The organism is Paenibacillus sp. LHD-38, from assembly GCF_031157315.1.
Taxonomy (GTDB): domain Bacteria; phylum Bacillota; class Bacilli; order Paenibacillales; family Paenibacillaceae; genus Pristimantibacillus.
Genome location: NZ_JAVIFU010000009.1, coordinates 93,282 through 109,184, shown reverse-complemented (window position 1 = coordinate 109,184; position 15,903 = coordinate 93,282). Strand labels below are relative to the sequence as shown.

The 15,903-nt window shown below is 39.8% G+C and carries 16 protein-coding genes and 2 pseudogenes; 16 read left to right on the top strand and 2 right to left on the bottom strand.

The genetic code is table 11. The annotated features are described in order from the left end of the window. The first annotated feature begins 2 nt into the window (after positions 1-2). The 3 genes from RCO25_RS10020 to RCO25_RS10010 all read left to right on the top strand — a co-directional run bounded on the left by RCO25_RS10020 (position 3) and on the right by RCO25_RS10010 (position 2,127). Positions 3-290 carry a magnesium and cobalt transport protein CorA gene (locus tag RCO25_RS10020; protein WP_308996008.1) on the top strand — a complete coding sequence of 96 codons (288 nt, stop codon included), beginning with the start codon at positions 3-5 and terminating at the stop codon, positions 288-290. Positions 291-435: 145 nt separating this feature from the next. Further along, positions 436-1,104, top strand: a complete 669-nt coding sequence (locus RCO25_RS10015) for a helix-turn-helix domain-containing protein (protein WP_308996007.1) — start codon at positions 436-438, stop codon at positions 1,102-1,104. Positions 1,105-1,218: 114 nt separating this feature from the next. Continuing rightward, a complete protein-coding gene (locus RCO25_RS10010; protein WP_308996006.1) occupies positions 1,219-2,127 on the top strand; it encodes a hypothetical protein in 909 nt (302 codons plus the stop codon). 259 nt (positions 2,128-2,386) lie between these two features. Here the strand turns inward: RCO25_RS10010 and RCO25_RS10005 are convergent, their stop codons facing one another. Continuing rightward, positions 2,387-2,593 (bottom strand): helix-turn-helix domain-containing protein, encoded by a 207-nt coding sequence (locus RCO25_RS10005; RefSeq protein WP_308996005.1) that lies wholly within the window; start codon positions 2,591-2,593, stop codon positions 2,387-2,389. A 182-nt stretch (positions 2,594-2,775) separates the two neighbouring features. Between RCO25_RS10005 and RCO25_RS10000 the strand changes: the two genes are divergently transcribed. The 5 genes from RCO25_RS10000 to RCO25_RS09980 all read left to right on the top strand — a co-directional run bounded on the left by RCO25_RS10000 (position 2,776) and on the right by RCO25_RS09980 (position 7,785). After that, positions 2,776-3,555: a recombinase family protein gene (locus RCO25_RS10000; protein ID WP_308996004.1), complete on the top strand. Its 780-nt coding sequence runs from the start codon at positions 2,776-2,778 to the stop codon at positions 3,553-3,555. A gap of 237 nt (positions 3,556-3,792) precedes the next feature. Further along, complete coding sequence (locus RCO25_RS09995; protein ID WP_308996003.1) at positions 3,793-5,028, top strand: IS110 family RNA-guided transposase; 1,236 nt, start codon at positions 3,793-3,795, stop codon at positions 5,026-5,028. 102 nt (positions 5,029-5,130) lie between these two features. After that, entirely contained in the window at positions 5,131-5,832 is a 702-nt protein-coding gene (locus RCO25_RS09990; protein ID WP_308996002.1) for a hypothetical protein, read from the top strand. Between the two features lie 3 nt (positions 5,833-5,835). Further along, positions 5,836-6,435, top strand: coding sequence for a hypothetical protein (locus tag RCO25_RS09985; protein WP_308996001.1), 600 nt, complete (start codon positions 5,836-5,838; stop codon positions 6,433-6,435). A 501-nt stretch (positions 6,436-6,936) separates the two neighbouring features. Beyond that, positions 6,937-7,785, top strand: a complete 849-nt coding sequence (locus RCO25_RS09980) for a replication initiation factor family protein (protein WP_308996000.1) — start codon at positions 6,937-6,939, stop codon at positions 7,783-7,785. A gap of 3 nt (positions 7,786-7,788) precedes the next feature. Here the strand turns inward: RCO25_RS09980 and RCO25_RS09975 are convergent, their stop codons facing one another. After that, positions 7,789-7,995 carry a helix-turn-helix domain-containing protein gene (locus tag RCO25_RS09975; RefSeq protein ID WP_308995999.1) on the bottom strand — a complete coding sequence of 69 codons (207 nt, stop codon included), beginning with the start codon at positions 7,993-7,995 and terminating at the stop codon, positions 7,789-7,791. A 162-nt stretch (positions 7,996-8,157) separates the two neighbouring features. Between RCO25_RS09975 and RCO25_RS09970 the strand changes: the two genes are divergently transcribed. From RCO25_RS09970 to RCO25_RS09935, 8 genes and pseudogenes are all read left to right on the top strand, one after another. Further along, positions 8,158-8,934, top strand: coding sequence for a recombinase family protein (locus RCO25_RS09970; RefSeq protein WP_308995998.1), 777 nt, complete (start codon positions 8,158-8,160; stop codon positions 8,932-8,934). A 230-nt stretch (positions 8,935-9,164) separates the two neighbouring features. Beyond that, the gene (locus RCO25_RS09965) at positions 9,165-10,400 is read left to right on the top strand and encodes an IS110 family RNA-guided transposase (protein WP_308995997.1); all 1,236 of its coding nucleotides are present in this window, start codon (positions 9,165-9,167) and stop codon (positions 10,398-10,400) included. 98 nt (positions 10,401-10,498) lie between these two features. Further along, the gene (locus tag RCO25_RS09960; protein WP_308995996.1) at positions 10,499-11,176 is read left to right on the top strand and encodes a hypothetical protein; all 678 of its coding nucleotides are present in this window, start codon (positions 10,499-10,501) and stop codon (positions 11,174-11,176) included. 23 nt (positions 11,177-11,199) lie between these two features. Continuing rightward, a complete protein-coding gene (locus RCO25_RS09955; protein ID WP_308995995.1) occupies positions 11,200-11,733 on the top strand; it encodes a hypothetical protein in 534 nt (177 codons plus the stop codon). A gap of 158 nt (positions 11,734-11,891) precedes the next feature. Further along, positions 11,892-12,920 (top strand): transposase, encoded by a 1,029-nt coding sequence (locus tag RCO25_RS09950; RefSeq protein WP_308995994.1) that lies wholly within the window; start codon positions 11,892-11,894, stop codon positions 12,918-12,920. 199 nt (positions 12,921-13,119) lie between these two features. Then, positions 13,120-13,671: pseudogene (locus tag RCO25_RS09945) on the top strand (recombinase family protein); the annotation flags it as partial. A gap of 236 nt (positions 13,672-13,907) precedes the next feature. Continuing rightward, a pseudogene (locus RCO25_RS09940) lies at positions 13,908-15,142 on the top strand (IS110 family RNA-guided transposase). A gap of 90 nt (positions 15,143-15,232) precedes the next feature. Further along, complete coding sequence (locus tag RCO25_RS09935; RefSeq protein WP_308995993.1) at positions 15,233-15,901, top strand: RHS repeat-associated core domain-containing protein; 669 nt, start codon at positions 15,233-15,235, stop codon at positions 15,899-15,901. Positions 15,902-15,903: the final 2 nt, after the last annotated feature.

Genomic DNA, 15,903 nt, shown 5'->3' with positions numbered 1-15,903 from the left:
ATATGGAACAAAGGACTTCAAAAGAGCGATTGTACTGGTTGATTGAATTACAAAGACTGAAGAAAATTGAAATGGACAATTTTTGTAGAGAGTTTCAATCAACCTATGATCATGATCTTGAATTTGAAGAATTAAATGGTCAAGAAAGGCTTCTTTTTAGTGAACTAGCTAGAGCATCATCTAGATATTCGCCATTTGAACAGGAACGCATACTTTATCCAAACGTATATACTGATGAAGAGGAGATAGAACGTATTATTAATAAAATAACTAAGCTTTTAAATATATGACCAGTTTAAATGCCACATGTGAGTATTACTCCATGTGGTTTCTTTTTGCTTAAAAATATTTATCCACCTCTATTGACGTTTCGATACGTCAATGGTATATTTGCATCAAGACGTAACGATACGTCATTTAATGGGAGGGATATTTATGATCGGCTTAGAATACATCGTAAAGCTATACAATGGAACGTATAAGAAATTAGCTGAGAAGTTGGCTATTACACCATCAACGGTTACAGACTGGCTGAGTAAACGTAGACCCATTCCAAAAGCCAAGCTAGAAGCACTATCTAAGCTATTCAATCTTGAAGCAGAATACTTTCAAAAAGAGTTAACGAAAATAGAAGAGATCGAGCTGAGACTGGATTATCTGAATCGAAGTTCTAAACGAGATTCGTTTGAAATACCTGACTATTTTACCGATACGGATGGAAATGAGCATGAATACACTAGGTCAATTGATCCTTATCAGGAAGAGAAACGAATGATTTACGATGAATTGAAAATAGAGAAGATTATTCTTACGCTTCAAGGAGACTTATATCATGAACTTTATGATCCCGAGCAGGGTAATAAAGCATATGAGATTCTAGAAAGGGCTTCAAACGTGTTAAATGAATCTGTTCCCAACAATCTGGATGCTGAGCAGCAACTACAATGGTATAGAAAGCATGATAAGCGTATCGAAGCATTGCGTTCTATGATGTATTTCATGGATATTACAGGATTTGCAGTATGGGATGAAGAGGAAGAAAGCTTTCATAACGAATTGTTTAAGCTTCTGAAAAAGCATGATTTGCTGTGGATGAAAGAGTAAGGCGAGAATATCTGAAGGGAGGTGATTACGATGTAGGCATGTTATCTTTTCTTATAACATAGCTAATTTGATCCAGAATATTAATCCATCCAGAAAATAGAAAGAAGGAATTGAATGTTTGATACGGTTGTGATAAAAGCAAGACCGATTCACCTTGAATCAGAAGCATTGTTAAGCATGGAGAACTGTAAGTCAGTTACATTTCTAAACAAGGAAACTGGTGTACTCCAAACGAGGTATGAAATATATGATAAGCAGTTGTCATATATCAAGTATCTCGATGGCAGCCAGACGTTGTCGATTCAAGTTTCTATACCAAAGCTGTTGTATGGAAACAATGTAACTCTTATTACCGAAGATGATATTCCCAGCTTTTTTGAAAGTGTTCAGCAACGTATTCATCAACTCTTTTCGATTAGCATTCCCCATTCGGAATGGTCGATAAGCCGAGCAGATATATGTTGGAACTTTCAAGCAGGCAAAGATGTTGGTGAGTATGTACGAATGCTAAGCAAGCAGAAGTTAGCATTTAAGAACACAAGAAGCTACAACCAAGATCAGACGGTTGAGTTTTCCAACAAGAGCAGCAGAATTATCTTCTATGACAAGCAGCGACAGATACAAAAAGAGAAAGCAACTCCTGAACTTGTCGAGAAATCCAAGGGAATCTTACGGCTTGAAATTAAGTCAAGTAATAGCGACATGAAGAAGTTCTCACCAACTAAAAATGCCATTGAGTTGCTCAATAAGTCATTCTTTGATTACATGACGGCTAAAGTGCTAAATGAAATTGAATATCCGTCATCAGTAAGCACGATGGACTTATCTTGGCTAATGGAAAATAAAGAGAGCATAACGAAAATCGAAACGCTTCTAGGTTTCCAAGTGTTGCAAAACATGTTCGAAGAATCAACGCTAAGACAACTATTTACATCGTCAACCTATGCCAATCGCAAAGCCTTGGCAAAAAAAATGACAATTCCCAAAGGGAACTGCCTAGAGCCACTGGTAATAAACCAGTAAATACACATCCACAGACACGGACACGTTATTTTGCCGATAACGATAAAAAGTCCAATATGCTGGATGAAATAAAAATAACTTAGTTCTAATTCTACTTGAAAACTAAGTAAAAGCAATCCCCGATTCTGAGAAACTAATGGAAAGACGATAACTAACCATCGGGGGTAGTTTAAATCAATAGACTATATTGTGTTTTTCAAAATGGGCATAGCACATCCAGCGACCGAGACAAGTTGAAAATAGAAAGCGATACGATAGCTTATTCTTGTTCTTCAACAATAAGTTCATGAATCTTTATATCAAGGGCTTCACATATCGCTTCTAGCGTTCGGATATAGACTCTGTCTACGGAATCAGAACATAGATGGTTAATTGTTGCATGACGAATATTCATTTGCAGAGATAATTGTCGCTGTGAAATTCCTTTTTCGGCAAGTATTTCTTTTAATCGTATTTTCAATTTCATATTTGAATGATCCTCCACTTTACGAACGAACTGTTAATCGTACTATATCATATTTCACCTAATCTATCATTGATATATACTCTTAAAGGTAATATAATAAAATTATACTTTTAAGAGTATAACTTGTAAGCGTAACACGAATTAGAATTGATGTAACGCTTGGGTTAATGGGGGCAAAAAATATGAAGAACGTTATCGGTTATGTTCGGGTAAGCACACAAGGGCAAGCGAAGGATGGTTATAGCTTGTCTTATCAGCAGGACGAGATTCAAGACTATTGTGACCGCCAAGGATGGAATCTCGTTCACGTATTTACGGACGAAGGAATCAGCGGTGCAAAGGTAGACGAGGAAGCCTTAGAAGTCGAACGTGAAGGTTTTCAGGATATGATGACATTTATATCCAGTAATAAGGTTGATTTCGTGGTCGTTCTAAACACAAGTCGGTTATGGAGAAGCGATATTGTCAAAGTGCTTGTTCATCGTGAATTAAAACGGCATAGCATTGATATTCAGAGCATCGAACAGCCTACATACAGCATCTTTAAGAAAGACCCATCAGACTTTTTAATCAATGGTTTGATGGAATTGTTGGATGCTTACCAACGCCTAGAGATTACCATGAAGTTAGGGCGTGGAAGAAACAAGAAAGCATCTGAAGGCAAGTTTGCAGGTGGTGGCATTCCTTTTGGTTATAAGGGAAAGCGTGGTTCAAAGAAAATCGTTATTGACGAGAAGCAAGCAGCAATCGTAAAGAGATTATTTCAATTGAAAGCACAGTTTCAAGCATGGTCACTATCCGCATTAGCTGAGCAGTTGAATGAAGAAGGGTTCACAACGGAGCAAGGAAAGTCATTTACCAAGGTACAGGTAAAACGCATCCTAGACCGCAAATCATTTTATCAAGGAAAGTATCGTTACGGTCAGATTGAAGCAGATGGATTGCATCAAGCTATTATTTAGTCAAAGGATACAATTAAGGTGAATAAGAGATTGCTAACGTGTCTTTGCGGCTCTGACCGCTCGAACTGAGGATGCAACCTTATCTTACCATTGATGTTCTAGCCGCTCATTTGAGTGGTTACTAATAGGCTGGATTCATACAGAGCAAGTATCTACGTAGTAATGAATCTTGTGTGAAATGAGAATCAAACTTATTAGTAACGATTCAAATAACAATGACAAAAGGGGCGAACAAAGATGATTGAACAGAAAAATCTTATCTATGTGGGTGTTGATCTCCACAAACAGCATCACACAGCCGTCATTACGGATTGCTGGAACAAAAAGCTAGGAGAAATCAAGTTTGACAACAAGCCATCCGCATTTCCTTTGCTTGTTAAGGAAGTGAAGAAGCATACAAAAAAGAAGTTATCCGTGGTTTACGGCTTGGAAGATGTAGGCGGCTACGGCAGAGGGTTAGCTGTCTATCTGATAGAACAGCAGTGCTGGGTAAAAGAGGTTAATCCTAAGTTATCTAATGCTAGAAGAAAGAGCCATGTGACGGTCGAGAAGTCTGACAGTTGGGATGCAGAATGTGTTGCAAGAGTTTTACGTGATGAATTGCACAATTTGCCTGACGCAAAGCCAATTGATCTATACTGGGCGATTAGTCAGCTTATAACTCAAAGGAAATGGTTAGCAAATAGCTTGTCTGGAACGGTAAAAAAATTACATCAGCAGATCAGCTATCCGTATCCAAGTTATAAGAAATTCTTCTCAGAAGTTGATGGCAAAACGGCACTTGCCTTATGGGAGTCCTATCCTTCTCCACAGAAACTAACAGATGTATTAGAGGATGAACTTGCTATTTTTCTACGTAGCCATAGTAACAATGGACTTTCTAATAAGAAGGCTAGTCAAATCTTATCGTTGATTGCTGCTGACGGTGATACGTATAGGGATTTTCAGGATTCACGAGATTCTGTTGTGAAGAGTCAGGTGAAAACCATAGGCTTTCTTAAGAAGGAAATAGCCAGCATTGAAGTCGATATTGAGGACTTGATGAAGCAGCTTGGTTTCCAGCTTGAATCCATGACAGGCATTGAATTAGTGACAGCGGCAGAACTCGTTGCTGAAATAGGAGATATTCACCGCTTTTCAACAGCAGACAAGCTTGCTCGATTCGCAGGTATCGCACCTGTAACCGTAGGTTCTGGGAATAAATCAAGAAACTACAAGAGTAAGCAAGGTAACCGAGAACTACATGACATTTTCAAAAGCCTTGCTATCCGACAAATAGCCGTTACTCGCACCAAGAAAGAACCAAGAAATCCACATTTTCATGCCTATTATGAGCAAAGACTAGCAGAAGGTAAAACAAAGCAGCAAGCGATAGTTTGCATTATGCGTAAACTGGTAAATATCATCTATGCAATGATGAAAAACAAATCCGTTTATGTGATGCCGACCTTACCGATACAGCAAGCAGGATGATATAATTGGTGGTAATTGGATTGACATTCCAGTTGCCACCTTCTTTATTCTAAGTTCAGTTTTATTAACTAGGATACGTATGAAGGGGAGCTTAACAATCCGTTGAGTCAGAATCTTTATACGTATGTGCATAATAATCCGTTGAGGTATACTGACCCTTCAGGTCATCAACCAAGAGATCAATTATGTAATGGAATGAGTAATTCTGAATGTAAGACAGCAAGAAGTGCTTGGTATGATCTTGCAGATGTTTTAGAAAATCAATACAGTGGGGCATCATATAGAACTGACGCTAATGTGACGGTTAAAAGTGCGATTATCGATCATAAATCTGATATCAATAGTGCAGGGGAAAAGTGGGGTGTCCCACCTGAATTAATATTAGCGATTATAGTCAAAGAACAATACACGAAATCAATTCCTGACTGGGTTGCGATGCTTGATAGCAAAATTAGAGGTGGAACACATTCAGTTGGACTAGGTGCAATATTTCCAAGTACAGCCCGTACAGCATGGTCGGCAGTTAGCCCTAATACTGTATTGCCAAAATCCAACAAAGGTTTGCAGAGCAAACTTAAAGATGACGCATTTAATATTGAAACAATAGCTGTAATTCTAGTTTATCAAGCTCAGCAAATGTATGGAAATGATGTTGATCCATCGTCCCTAACTATGGATCAGTGGAAAGAAGTAGTTCCTTATTACAACGCTTCTATGAGTACTCCAGAAAGTAGAAAAAAAGGAAATGACTATGCTTCAAAAGTGTTTGAATACCTGCCATATACAAAAATTTTATTGAGGTGATTTATGAGGAAAATAATACCGATCTTGTCAATAGCCATACTAGTTATATTTTCAGTATTGTTTTTTATTAGAGATGATCGTGAGATTAACATCAATAAAGATATTTCAGTTGAATCGATGGATATTAAACAGTTAACACCGCTTGTTTCTCCTTATGTAAGTGAATATTATGATAATGAAGATTATCACTTGGGTGGAGTTTCCATTCAATCCACAAACGGTCTTAAAGGGGAGATTAAATTAACCTTTGCAAGTGATAGTGGTTCAAAATCAGAAGTAGTTGAGGTGCAGTTAGATTCAGAATTAAATAAACTAATCTCTCTAACAAGTTTAGGCACTGATGATGTACTAAATCCTCCGGGAGTAATTCATCCTGAGAGTTGGAATTACGACTATACCCAAGCATTCGACATTGCAAAAAAGTTTCTATTAGAGAAAAACAACAAATTAGAGTATGATCAAGTTTTGGTGAGTACGAAAAATCGGAATTCTGAATACTGGGAGTTTCGATTTCAGAATTTGAAGTCATTTGAAACCTACTGGTGCTTTGTCGATCCGTATACTGGACAAGTGATTGATTCAGGTTTAACTAAAACTAAATAATCTTGAGAACCACATGTGAGTGCAACATCTCCATGTGGTTTTTTTTGATAACAGCCCCCACCCAGTGCCGAATGAATCGGGCGGCACTTCCAGATAGAACTTAACCCTTATCAGCCCCGTATCAAAAATCTGACAAAATCGTGTGCGTACAGCAATTTGCTTGAATTTTATACCCTTTTTGCATTGTCGCCCTCCTTCCCAACTCCTATAAAATCCCCAGTTACCTCCATGTTTCATGCCAAAATGCTTATCTTCGTTTTCTCGCGGTTTTTCCTAATAAAATACCTTCCGCAACTGCCATCAGACATACACCGTCTACAATAGTAAGGGCAATTTGAAAATCCCTTGCAACTATCTGACTATTTGAAGCGATGGTTATTGTGTAAGAACAATCTGGTGACGATCAATTGATATATACAGGTAAGGCAACGTTAAGGCTAGCCACCTTGCCCTCTAATTATAGACGGAAATTCGTTAAAAAATTTCCGATGGGGGCTGAACATGAAAGGCGTGAAGGTTTCAATAGACCGTATTGTAGTGGACTTTACAAATGTATATTGGACATTCTTCAATCCGCTTCGTCAGCGGCTTTGTGAATACTACAACGCTTCGTTTTACGTGAAGGACAAAGGATTCAAGTATCGTGTTAGAGTGAGGGATGGTAAGCATTGGGCATATCTTTCGTATCAATTGGTTTATGCCCGACTAGCAAGGAAGCATACACTTCGGTTAGAATGCCCACCCGAATCATTGGTTCATTTTCGTTCATGGATTTCCAAGATTGGAAACCATGCCAATGAGATTCTACACGTTCGCTCGGAAGTGGCGTTTGATATTCCAATACCTTTGACAGAACTGTTCGTCCTTTCGTTGACTGGGCGGAATATGAAGAAACGGAAAGGAACGTTTTACTCAAACAAACGCCATCAACGACAAGTAGCCGGATATTGCAGGGTGTATGACAAGCGACTGGAGTTATTACAAAAACAAGGTAAAACCATTGAAGGCGAACTAACGAGGTTTGAAATCGTGTATAAGCCGGATGAGAAGATACCAATGGACAAGCTTGTGCAGTATCCACCTGTGTTTAACAGATTATATCTATGCGCTCATGTAACCGAACTGGAACAATTGAAGCCAAAGCTTTTGCGGCAGGTTCAAGGCGTGATGCGTGGCGAACTGGAACAAAAGGATGTGACCTACTATTATCGTAGTCAGATTAAAGCGGAGATGCGAAAACGTACTATTCTTAACTTTGATACAGTGGCGGCGGAGCAATGGGAAGAAGTAATAACGATTCCTTGTGCAGTCTTGGGTGGTGTGATTAGTAAGGTTGCTGTAGCACAATAAAGGCTATTCTTCCTCCATAACAATCAAGTCGTGGAGTTGAATGTCGAGTGTTTTGCAAAGTTGCTCCAATGTGTCAAAATAAGCGGCATTGACTTTATCGGAGCAAAGATGGCTAATAGTATTGGGTCGGACGTTCATTAATCGGGCTAACTCTCTTTGAGTAATACCCTTCTCGGCTAGAATTTCTCTCAAACGCAGTCGTACAGGCATATATAAAATTCCTCCAGTAGTGTTTCTATAACTATATACCGTTACAAATTGAGATTCAACAAAATAAGATTGATTATATCGGTATTGCGATATATAATTAATTTCATATCGGAATGCCGTTACAATAATCTCAATTATCGTAACGGTGAGGGAGGAAACAGCATGAAAGTCATCGGTTATGTCAGAGTTTCAACGAGTGGACAAGCCAAAGACGGTTACAGTTTATCGTACCAACAGGATGAAATCCGTTCCTATTGTCAGGAACAAGGATGGTACTTGCAGGACATCTTTACAGATGAAGGTATCAGTGGAGCGAAAGTAGACGAGGATGCGCTTGAGGTGGAAAGAATTGGCTTTCAGACGATGTTAGCCGTTATTGCCGCCCAAGACATTGATGCAGTTGTTGTCCTCAATACAAGTCGATTATGGCGGTCTGACATCGTAAAAGTATTGGTTCATCGGGAGTTTAAGAAGTACGGTGTGGATGTCAAGAGCATCGAACAGCCGACTTACAGCATCTATAAAAAAGACCCATCCGATTTCTTGATTAATGGACTGATGGAATTGCTCGACGCTTACCAACGACTTGAAATTATCATGAAATTAAGCCGAGGACGCAACAAGAAAGCCCAACAGGGTGGCTACGCCGGAGGTCGGGCGACGTTCGGTTACAAAGCCAAGAAAGGTCAGAAAACAATCGAAATCAATCTCGATGAAGCCCAAGCCGTTCAGCGAGTATTTGAACTAAAGGAACTGTTTCCTGACTGGTCATTATCAGAACTGGCTTATCAGATGAACTACGACCGATTCACGACAGCGCAAGGCAAGAAGTTTACGAAAGTACAGATCAAGCGAATCCTTGATCGGAAAGAGTTTTACCAAGGTTTGTATCTCTACGGGGACATCAAAGCCGATGGACTTCACCAAGCCATAATCTAGCCTGAGCATGACTTAATGTAGAATTTCGCTAACGTATCTTTGCGGCTTGTCCGCTCGAACTGAGGATGCGGCTCTATATTATAGGACTATTCCATAACCATCCGATTGGGTGGTTACTCATGGGTTAGAGTTTTGCTTACGTGTCTTTGTGGCGATGTCTACTTGAGTTGAGTATGCAATTCTAACCTATCAGTAATCATTCAATCTAACCAACAAGGAGTGAACAGCGCATGATTCAGCCGGATAAACTCGTTTATGTTGGGGTTGACCTTCACAAACAGCATCATACAGCGGTCATCATCGACTGTTGGAATCAGAAGTTAGGAGAAATCAAGTTCGAAAACAAGCCGACTGCATTTCCTCAGCTTGAGAAGGAAGTCAAGAAGCACTCGAAAAAGGGAATGAAGGTCGTTTATGGCTTGGAGGATGTGGGCGGCTACGGCAGAGCATTGGCGGTGTACCTGACCGAGAAAGGTTGTTGGGTAAAGGAAGTTAATGCGAAACTGGCAAATAACAGGCGTAAGAGCCACGTAACCATTCAGAAATCCGATTCATGGGATGCAGAATGTGTAGCCAAGGTTCTAAGGGATGAATTGTATAATCTGCCGGATGCAAAGCCAATCGACCTATACTGGGCAATCAGTCAGCTTGTGACGCAACGGAAATGGCAATCCAAGAGCCTGACAGGGATGGTCAAGCGGCTTCATCAGCAACTAGGCTATCATTATCCGAGTTACAAGAAGTTCTTCTCTGAGGTTGATGGTAAGACAGCGTTAGCGTTTTGGCATAAGTATCCCTCTCCTTCTCGATTGTCCGGCGTGGGGGGAAAGGAACTGGCAACGTATCTCCGAAAACTGAGCAACTACGCACTATCAACCAAGAAGGCAGAGCAAATTCTAACGTTAATCGCTGAGGATGGCGATACAAGCCGAGATTTCCAAGATAAACGTGACTTTATCGTCAAAGGACTTGTCCGCAATATACGCTTCTACGAGCGAGAATTGGCTCGTATTGAGCGAGAAATCGAGAGTTTGATGAATCAGCTTGGCTTTCAACTTGAAACGATGACAGGGATAGAATTGGTTACGGCGGCTGAACTGGTAGCGGAGATTGGAGACATTCACCGCTTCGCAAGTCCTGATAAGTTAGCACGATTCGCAGGAATTGCACCAATAGCTGTAGGTTCAGGGAACAAACATCGAAATTACAAGAGCAAGCAAGGGAACAGGGAACTACATGACATATTCAAAGCCCTTGCTATCCGGCAAATTGCCGTTACTCGTACCAAGAAAGAGCCACGCAATCCTTACTTCCATGCTTATTATGAGCAGAAGATGGCGGTAGGAAAGACCAAACAGCAAGCCATCGTTTGTATCATGCGGAAACTCGTCAACGTCATCTATTACTTGATGAAAACTAAGGCGGCATATGTGATTCCAGTTGTATCCAGTCAAGAAGCGGCATGATATAATCATAGCAACGGGCGGCGATTGTTACGAAACAGTCACCGTCCATTTTATTGGAGATTGAACGGTTTATTAACTAGGATACTTATGAAGGGGAATTGACGAATCCGCTGAGTCAGAATCTTTATACGTATGTTCATAATAATCCGTTGATCTATGTGGATCCTGATGGGAATAAAAGAAAGGGTCTTGACTTTTCATATGGGTACTTCACACAAACATATGGTTCTGCTTATGGTGAGAGAGCAAATGCTTGGTGGGAAGGTGAGTATTCGGATCGTGAGTTCTTAAAAAGCGTCGGTATAGAAACGATGAGTTGGAGTTCATTAAATGGATATGGTGGGGGATCCACGGATAAAAAAAATCAGAGATGGCGCGATGAAGAAGAACATGTCGCCAATAAATTAGCCGATTTTGGATATAACGTGGTAGCAAATATAATGACTAACAAAAAATATGGGAATTTTGATTTTTTTGTTAATGGATTAAAGGTGGAGCTTAAGACGCCTAAACCAGAGGATGGTAATTTTAACCGTAGAACTACTTTAGATAATATAGCAAAAGGATTTAATATCCAGTTGGCTGACAAAGTTATTGTCGATTTGACATACTACGTTAATAAAGATAGTTACAATGCACTAGATATATTTGACTTATTTTTCTATAGTTCAACAAAATTGGAGCGTTATAACACTGAGTTTACTTTAGAGATATGGACACATAATGGTATAATTACAGGTACGATAATGCGAGAGTATGACGGAGTCACGGTTTAGACTAAATTTTTAGGAGGGCTGTCATGGGCGCAGATTTAACTGCTATTTTTTCACATGATCTTGTATTAAGTAAGATAGACGACATAGTTAAGGAATTAAATTTATTAAACATCCAAGAACTGTATGAAGAAACTTCTCAAGAAATTTGGAAAATTAGTCCTGATAGAAGTTGGGGGGAAGGAGATATTCACATTTATGGCCCGCACTCTCTTAAACTACTATTTGGGGAAAAGTGCTGTCAGTTAGAGTTTCCAATGCGATGGATGAGTTTCGTAGATAATGAAAATGAGGTTGAGGTAGAAGAAGTACGTATGGTGTGTAGGCGGATTAGCCAGCTTCTCAAAGCCGATTTTGCTATTTATATCCCTGACACTGCATATACATCATCCGGTGTATATGGAAAGGTATACGAAGCAGTTGCAATTGACACTATAGTTTCGTGGTTATTGGTAAACTGCGGAAGACCTGCGAGTAAAATCAGTGATATATTTGATGTTGCCTTGGGCGAAATTGATCAAAACGGCTACTTTATTGATTACTTTTCGTTGTCTCTTTAGGAATGGCCCAATACTTACCGGTGGTTTGTTTGTCAATTACCACATGCGAGTGTAAAAACTCCATGTGGTTTTTTTTTTACGACTGACCAATTGACTAACAAGGATTTCCAGTTACCTCTGTTGAAGTATTTAAGACATACTTTAACGGAGGTTTTCTCATGCCATTACCGAAGAATCGAATCATTCCTGAAAGAAAAATATACTTCCAGCCCGAATTCTCTTGCTGCGTTCACTGCAGAGCAAAACTGAAGCGAAGTCATACAGCCTGGAAGAAAAATATATCCACGCTAAACGGCGTTATTCAAGCTTGGAGCATGGCCTACGTTTGTTCTAATCCAAACTGTGCATACCCAAAAACATACTACAAATCCGCAGAAGCAGCGTTGCTTGCTATGAAGCATACTTCGTATGGTTTTGACGTACTTGCCTTAGTTGGCCAGCTTCGCTTCAAGCAACACATGACCATTGCAGAAATTACCGAAGAACTCAAGGAGCGCGGTGTATCTACATCGGAACGGAACTCGCAAAGATTGTATGAACGTTATCTAACACTGTTACGCTCGAGTGTAACTAAATTTGTGAAGGACGAACTCCAGCAGGTTGTCGATCAGCATGGGGGAATTATGATCTCCATGGATGGTGTGCAACCTGAGAAAGGTAATGAGACACTTTATGTCATCAGAGAAGTGTTCAGCGGGACGATCCTCGTCGCAAAAAGTGTGAAAAGCAGCTCCGCTGAAGAACTGAAGAGCCTCATTCAACCCGTTATTGATTTAGGCTTTCCCATCATTGGTATCGTTTCAGACGGACAGCAGTCTATTCGTCTTGCTATGGAGTCACTGCTTCCTGAAGTCCCGTATCAGTACTGTCAGTATCATTATTTAAAAGATGTTGCCAAGCCCATTGTGGATATTGATCGAAAATTAAAAACATGCATAAAGAAAAGTCTCCGCGGCATACGTGCTATTGAAAGAAAGCTAGATCAAGACGACTCCGAAGAAGCTGAAGTAGCAAGAGACTATTTAGCAGCAGTACGTTCCGTTCTATTGGAAGATGGTAATCCTCCTTTGGATTTGCCAGGCCTACGAATCTATGAGACATCAGAAGCCATACAGGCATCGCTTGAAAGCAGCCTGAGTAAAAAAAGAGCCCTTGCGACTCCAAAACATAATCAGAATATTCAGTAAATTAAATGAATTCCGCTCATTATACGAAGAAGTAAAGCGCTGGTCACTGCCACTGCAGTATGTAGCGGATATATTGAACCCAGTTGAAGACCAAAGCAGCGATTCGGTACGATGCCTACATCGTAATCACTTCCCTTCAATTGTTCTGCCTTACTCTTTCATCCACAGCAAAGAATGATGTCGTTTTATAGCTAGTGATAAGGTTGATTACGTGGTCGTTCTAAACACAAGCAGGTTATGGAGAAGCGATATTGTCAAAGTGCTTGTACATCGTGAATTAAAACGGCATAGCATCGATATTCAAAGCATTGAGCAGCCAACATACAGCATTTTTAAGAAAGACCCATCAGACTTTTTAATCAATGGTTTGATGGAATTGTTGGATGCTTATCAACGCCTAGAGATTACGATGAAGCTAGGGCGTGGGAGAAACAAGAAAGCATCCGAAGGCAAGTTTGCAGGGGGTGGCATTCCTTTTGGTTATAAGGGAAAGCGTGGTTCAAAGAAAATCGTTATTGACGAGAAGCAAGCAGCAATCGTAAAGAGATTATTTCAATTAAAAGCAAAGTTTCAAGGATGGTCACTATCCGCATTAGCAGAGCAGTTGAATGAAGAAGGTTTCACTACGGAGCAAGGAAAGTCATTTACCAAGGTACAGGTAAAACGCATCCTAGACCGCAAATCATTTTATCAAGGAAAGTATCGTTACGGACAGATTGAAGCAGATGGATTGCATCAAGCTATTATTTAGTCAAGGAATACAATTAAGGTGAATAAGAGATTGCTAACGTGTCTTTGCGGCTCTGAACGCTCGAACTGAGGATGCAACCTTATCTTACCGTTGATGTTCTAGCCGCTCTTTGAGTGGTTACTAATGGGCTGGATTCATACAGAGCAAGTATCTACGTAGTAATGAATCTTGTGTGAAATGAGAATCGAACTTATTAGTAACGATTTAAATAACAATGACAAAAGGGGCGAACAAAGATGATTGAACAGCAAAATCTTATCTATGTGGGAGTTGACCTCCAAAAACAGCATCATACAGCCGTCATTACGGATTACTGGAATAAAAAGCTAGGAGAAATCAAGTTTGACAACAAGCCATCCGCTTTCTCTTTGCTTGCTAAGGAAGTGAAGAAGCATACAAAAAAGAAGTTATCCGTGGTTTATGGCTTGGAAGATGTAGGCGGTTACGGCAGAGGGTTGGCTGTCTATCTGAAAGAACAGCAGTGCTGGGTAAAAGAGGCTAATCCTAAGTTATCTAACGCTAGAAGAAAGAGCCATGTGACGGTTGAGAAATCTGTCAGTTGGGATGCAGAATGTGTTGCAAGAGTCTTGCGTGATGAATTGCACAATTTGCCTGACGCAAAGCCAATTGACCTATACTGGGCGATTAGTCAGCTTATAACGCAAAGGAAGTGGTTAGCAAATAGCTTGTCTGGAACGGTTAAGAAATTACATCAGCAAATTAGCTATCCGTATCCAAGTTATAAAAAGTTCTTCTCAGAAGTTGATGGCAAAACGGCACTTGCCTTTTGGGAGTCTTATCCTTCTCCACAGAAGCTAACAGACGTATTAGAGGATGAACTTGCTAATTTCTACGTAGTCATAGTAACAATGGACTCTCTAATAAGAAGGCTAGTCAAATCTTATCGTTGATTGCTGCTGACGGTGATACGTATAGGGGTTTTCAGGATTCACGAGATTCTGTTGTGAAGAGTCAGGTGAAAACCATAGGCTTTCTAAAGAAGGAAATAGCCAGCATTGAAGTAGAAATAGAGGACTTGATGAAACAGCTTGGTTTTCAGCTTGAATCCATGACAGGCATTGAATTAGTAACAGCGGCAGAACTCGTTGCTGAAATAGGAGATATTCACCGATTTTCATCAGCAGACAAGCTTGCTCGATTCGCAGGAATCGCACCTGTAACTGTAGGTTCTGGGAACAAGTCAAGAAACTACAAGAGTAAGCAAGGTAACCGAGAACTGCATGACATATTCAAAAGCTTTGCTATTCGACAAATTGCCGTTACTCGCACCAAGAAAGAGCCAAGGAATCCACATTTTCATGCCTACTATGAGCAAAGACTAGCAGAAGGCAAAACGAAGCAGCAAGCGATTGTTTGCATCATGCGAAAACTGGTAAATATTATTTACGCAATGATGAAAAACAAATCCGTTTACGTGATGCCGACCTTACCGATCCAGCAAGCAGGATGATATAATTGGTTGTAATTGGAATGGCATTCCAGTTGCCACCTTCTTTATTCTAAGTTCCGTTTTATTAACTAGGATACGTATGAAGGGGAATTGACGAATCCGCTCAGTTTGAACTTGTATACTTATGTGGAAAATAACCCGTTAATCTATACAGATTCGAGTGGTTATCTGAAATATAGTGAAAAGGAAGATTCTGAGAGATGGAAACAAAGTGAAGTATATGTTTCGTTTGGCTTTTGGGATAATGTTGACAAGGATGCTAGGAGTATCAAAAAGAAAACAGCAAGACTAATGTTTTGGGAAGAACTTGCTGATGAAGTTGGTGCAATGATACAGGAAGGAGTAGCAAAAGAACTCTTTTCAGATAAAATTTGGAAGAATCTTACACCGTTCGCAAGGGGAGAATTCTTAGAATCATTATTAGCAAAAACAACTTATGATGCTGAAGACTGGTTCAATATTGGTAGTACGATGGGAGGTTACTATCCAATAATCGATTTTGTCAGTCATTATGGTGGATATGTTGTTAGTGTTAAAACAATTGACCCAAGATTGTACAGCAGTAGTGGACTTTCTTTGCAATTATCTAGATTTGTTGAATCTTTAACAGAACGTGATATATTTATAAATAATAAATTAGTGACATTTAATCATAGGATTCTGCATCTCATTGTACCAAAGGGTACTAAAGATGATATTGACTTGAAAAAGTTTCAAGATGAAGCTGGGGATCTTATTATTCGAGTTGAGGAGTTTTAAAA

Excerpts from the sequence above, each read along its gene's own strand:
- RCO25_RS10020 (WP_308996008.1), top strand. The coding sequence starts at position 3 with ATGGAACAAAGGACTTCAAAAGAGCGATTGTACTGGTTGATTGAATTA.
- RCO25_RS10015 (WP_308996007.1), top strand. The coding sequence starts at position 436 with ATGATCGGCTTAGAATACATCGTAAAGCTATACAATGGAACGTATAAG.
- RCO25_RS10010 (WP_308996006.1), top strand. The coding sequence starts at position 1,219 with ATGTTTGATACGGTTGTGATAAAAGCAAGACCGATTCACCTTGAATCA.
- RCO25_RS10005 (WP_308996005.1), bottom strand. The coding sequence starts at position 2,593 with ATGAAATTGAAAATACGATTAAAAGAAATACTTGCCGAAAAAGGAATT.
- RCO25_RS10000 (WP_308996004.1), top strand. The coding sequence starts at position 2,776 with ATGAAGAACGTTATCGGTTATGTTCGGGTAAGCACACAAGGGCAAGCG.
- RCO25_RS09995 (WP_308996003.1), top strand. The coding sequence starts at position 3,793 with ATGATTGAACAGAAAAATCTTATCTATGTGGGTGTTGATCTCCACAAA.
- RCO25_RS09985 (WP_308996001.1), top strand. The coding sequence starts at position 5,836 with ATGAGGAAAATAATACCGATCTTGTCAATAGCCATACTAGTTATATTT.
- RCO25_RS09980 (WP_308996000.1), top strand. The coding sequence starts at position 6,937 with ATGAAAGGCGTGAAGGTTTCAATAGACCGTATTGTAGTGGACTTTACA.
- RCO25_RS09975 (WP_308995999.1), bottom strand. The coding sequence starts at position 7,995 with ATGCCTGTACGACTGCGTTTGAGAGAAATTCTAGCCGAGAAGGGTATT.
- RCO25_RS09970 (WP_308995998.1), top strand. The coding sequence starts at position 8,158 with ATGAAAGTCATCGGTTATGTCAGAGTTTCAACGAGTGGACAAGCCAAA.
- RCO25_RS09965 (WP_308995997.1), top strand. The coding sequence starts at position 9,165 with ATGATTCAGCCGGATAAACTCGTTTATGTTGGGGTTGACCTTCACAAA.
- RCO25_RS09955 (WP_308995995.1), top strand. The coding sequence starts at position 11,200 with ATGGGCGCAGATTTAACTGCTATTTTTTCACATGATCTTGTATTAAGT.
- RCO25_RS09950 (WP_308995994.1), top strand. The coding sequence starts at position 11,892 with ATGCCATTACCGAAGAATCGAATCATTCCTGAAAGAAAAATATACTTC.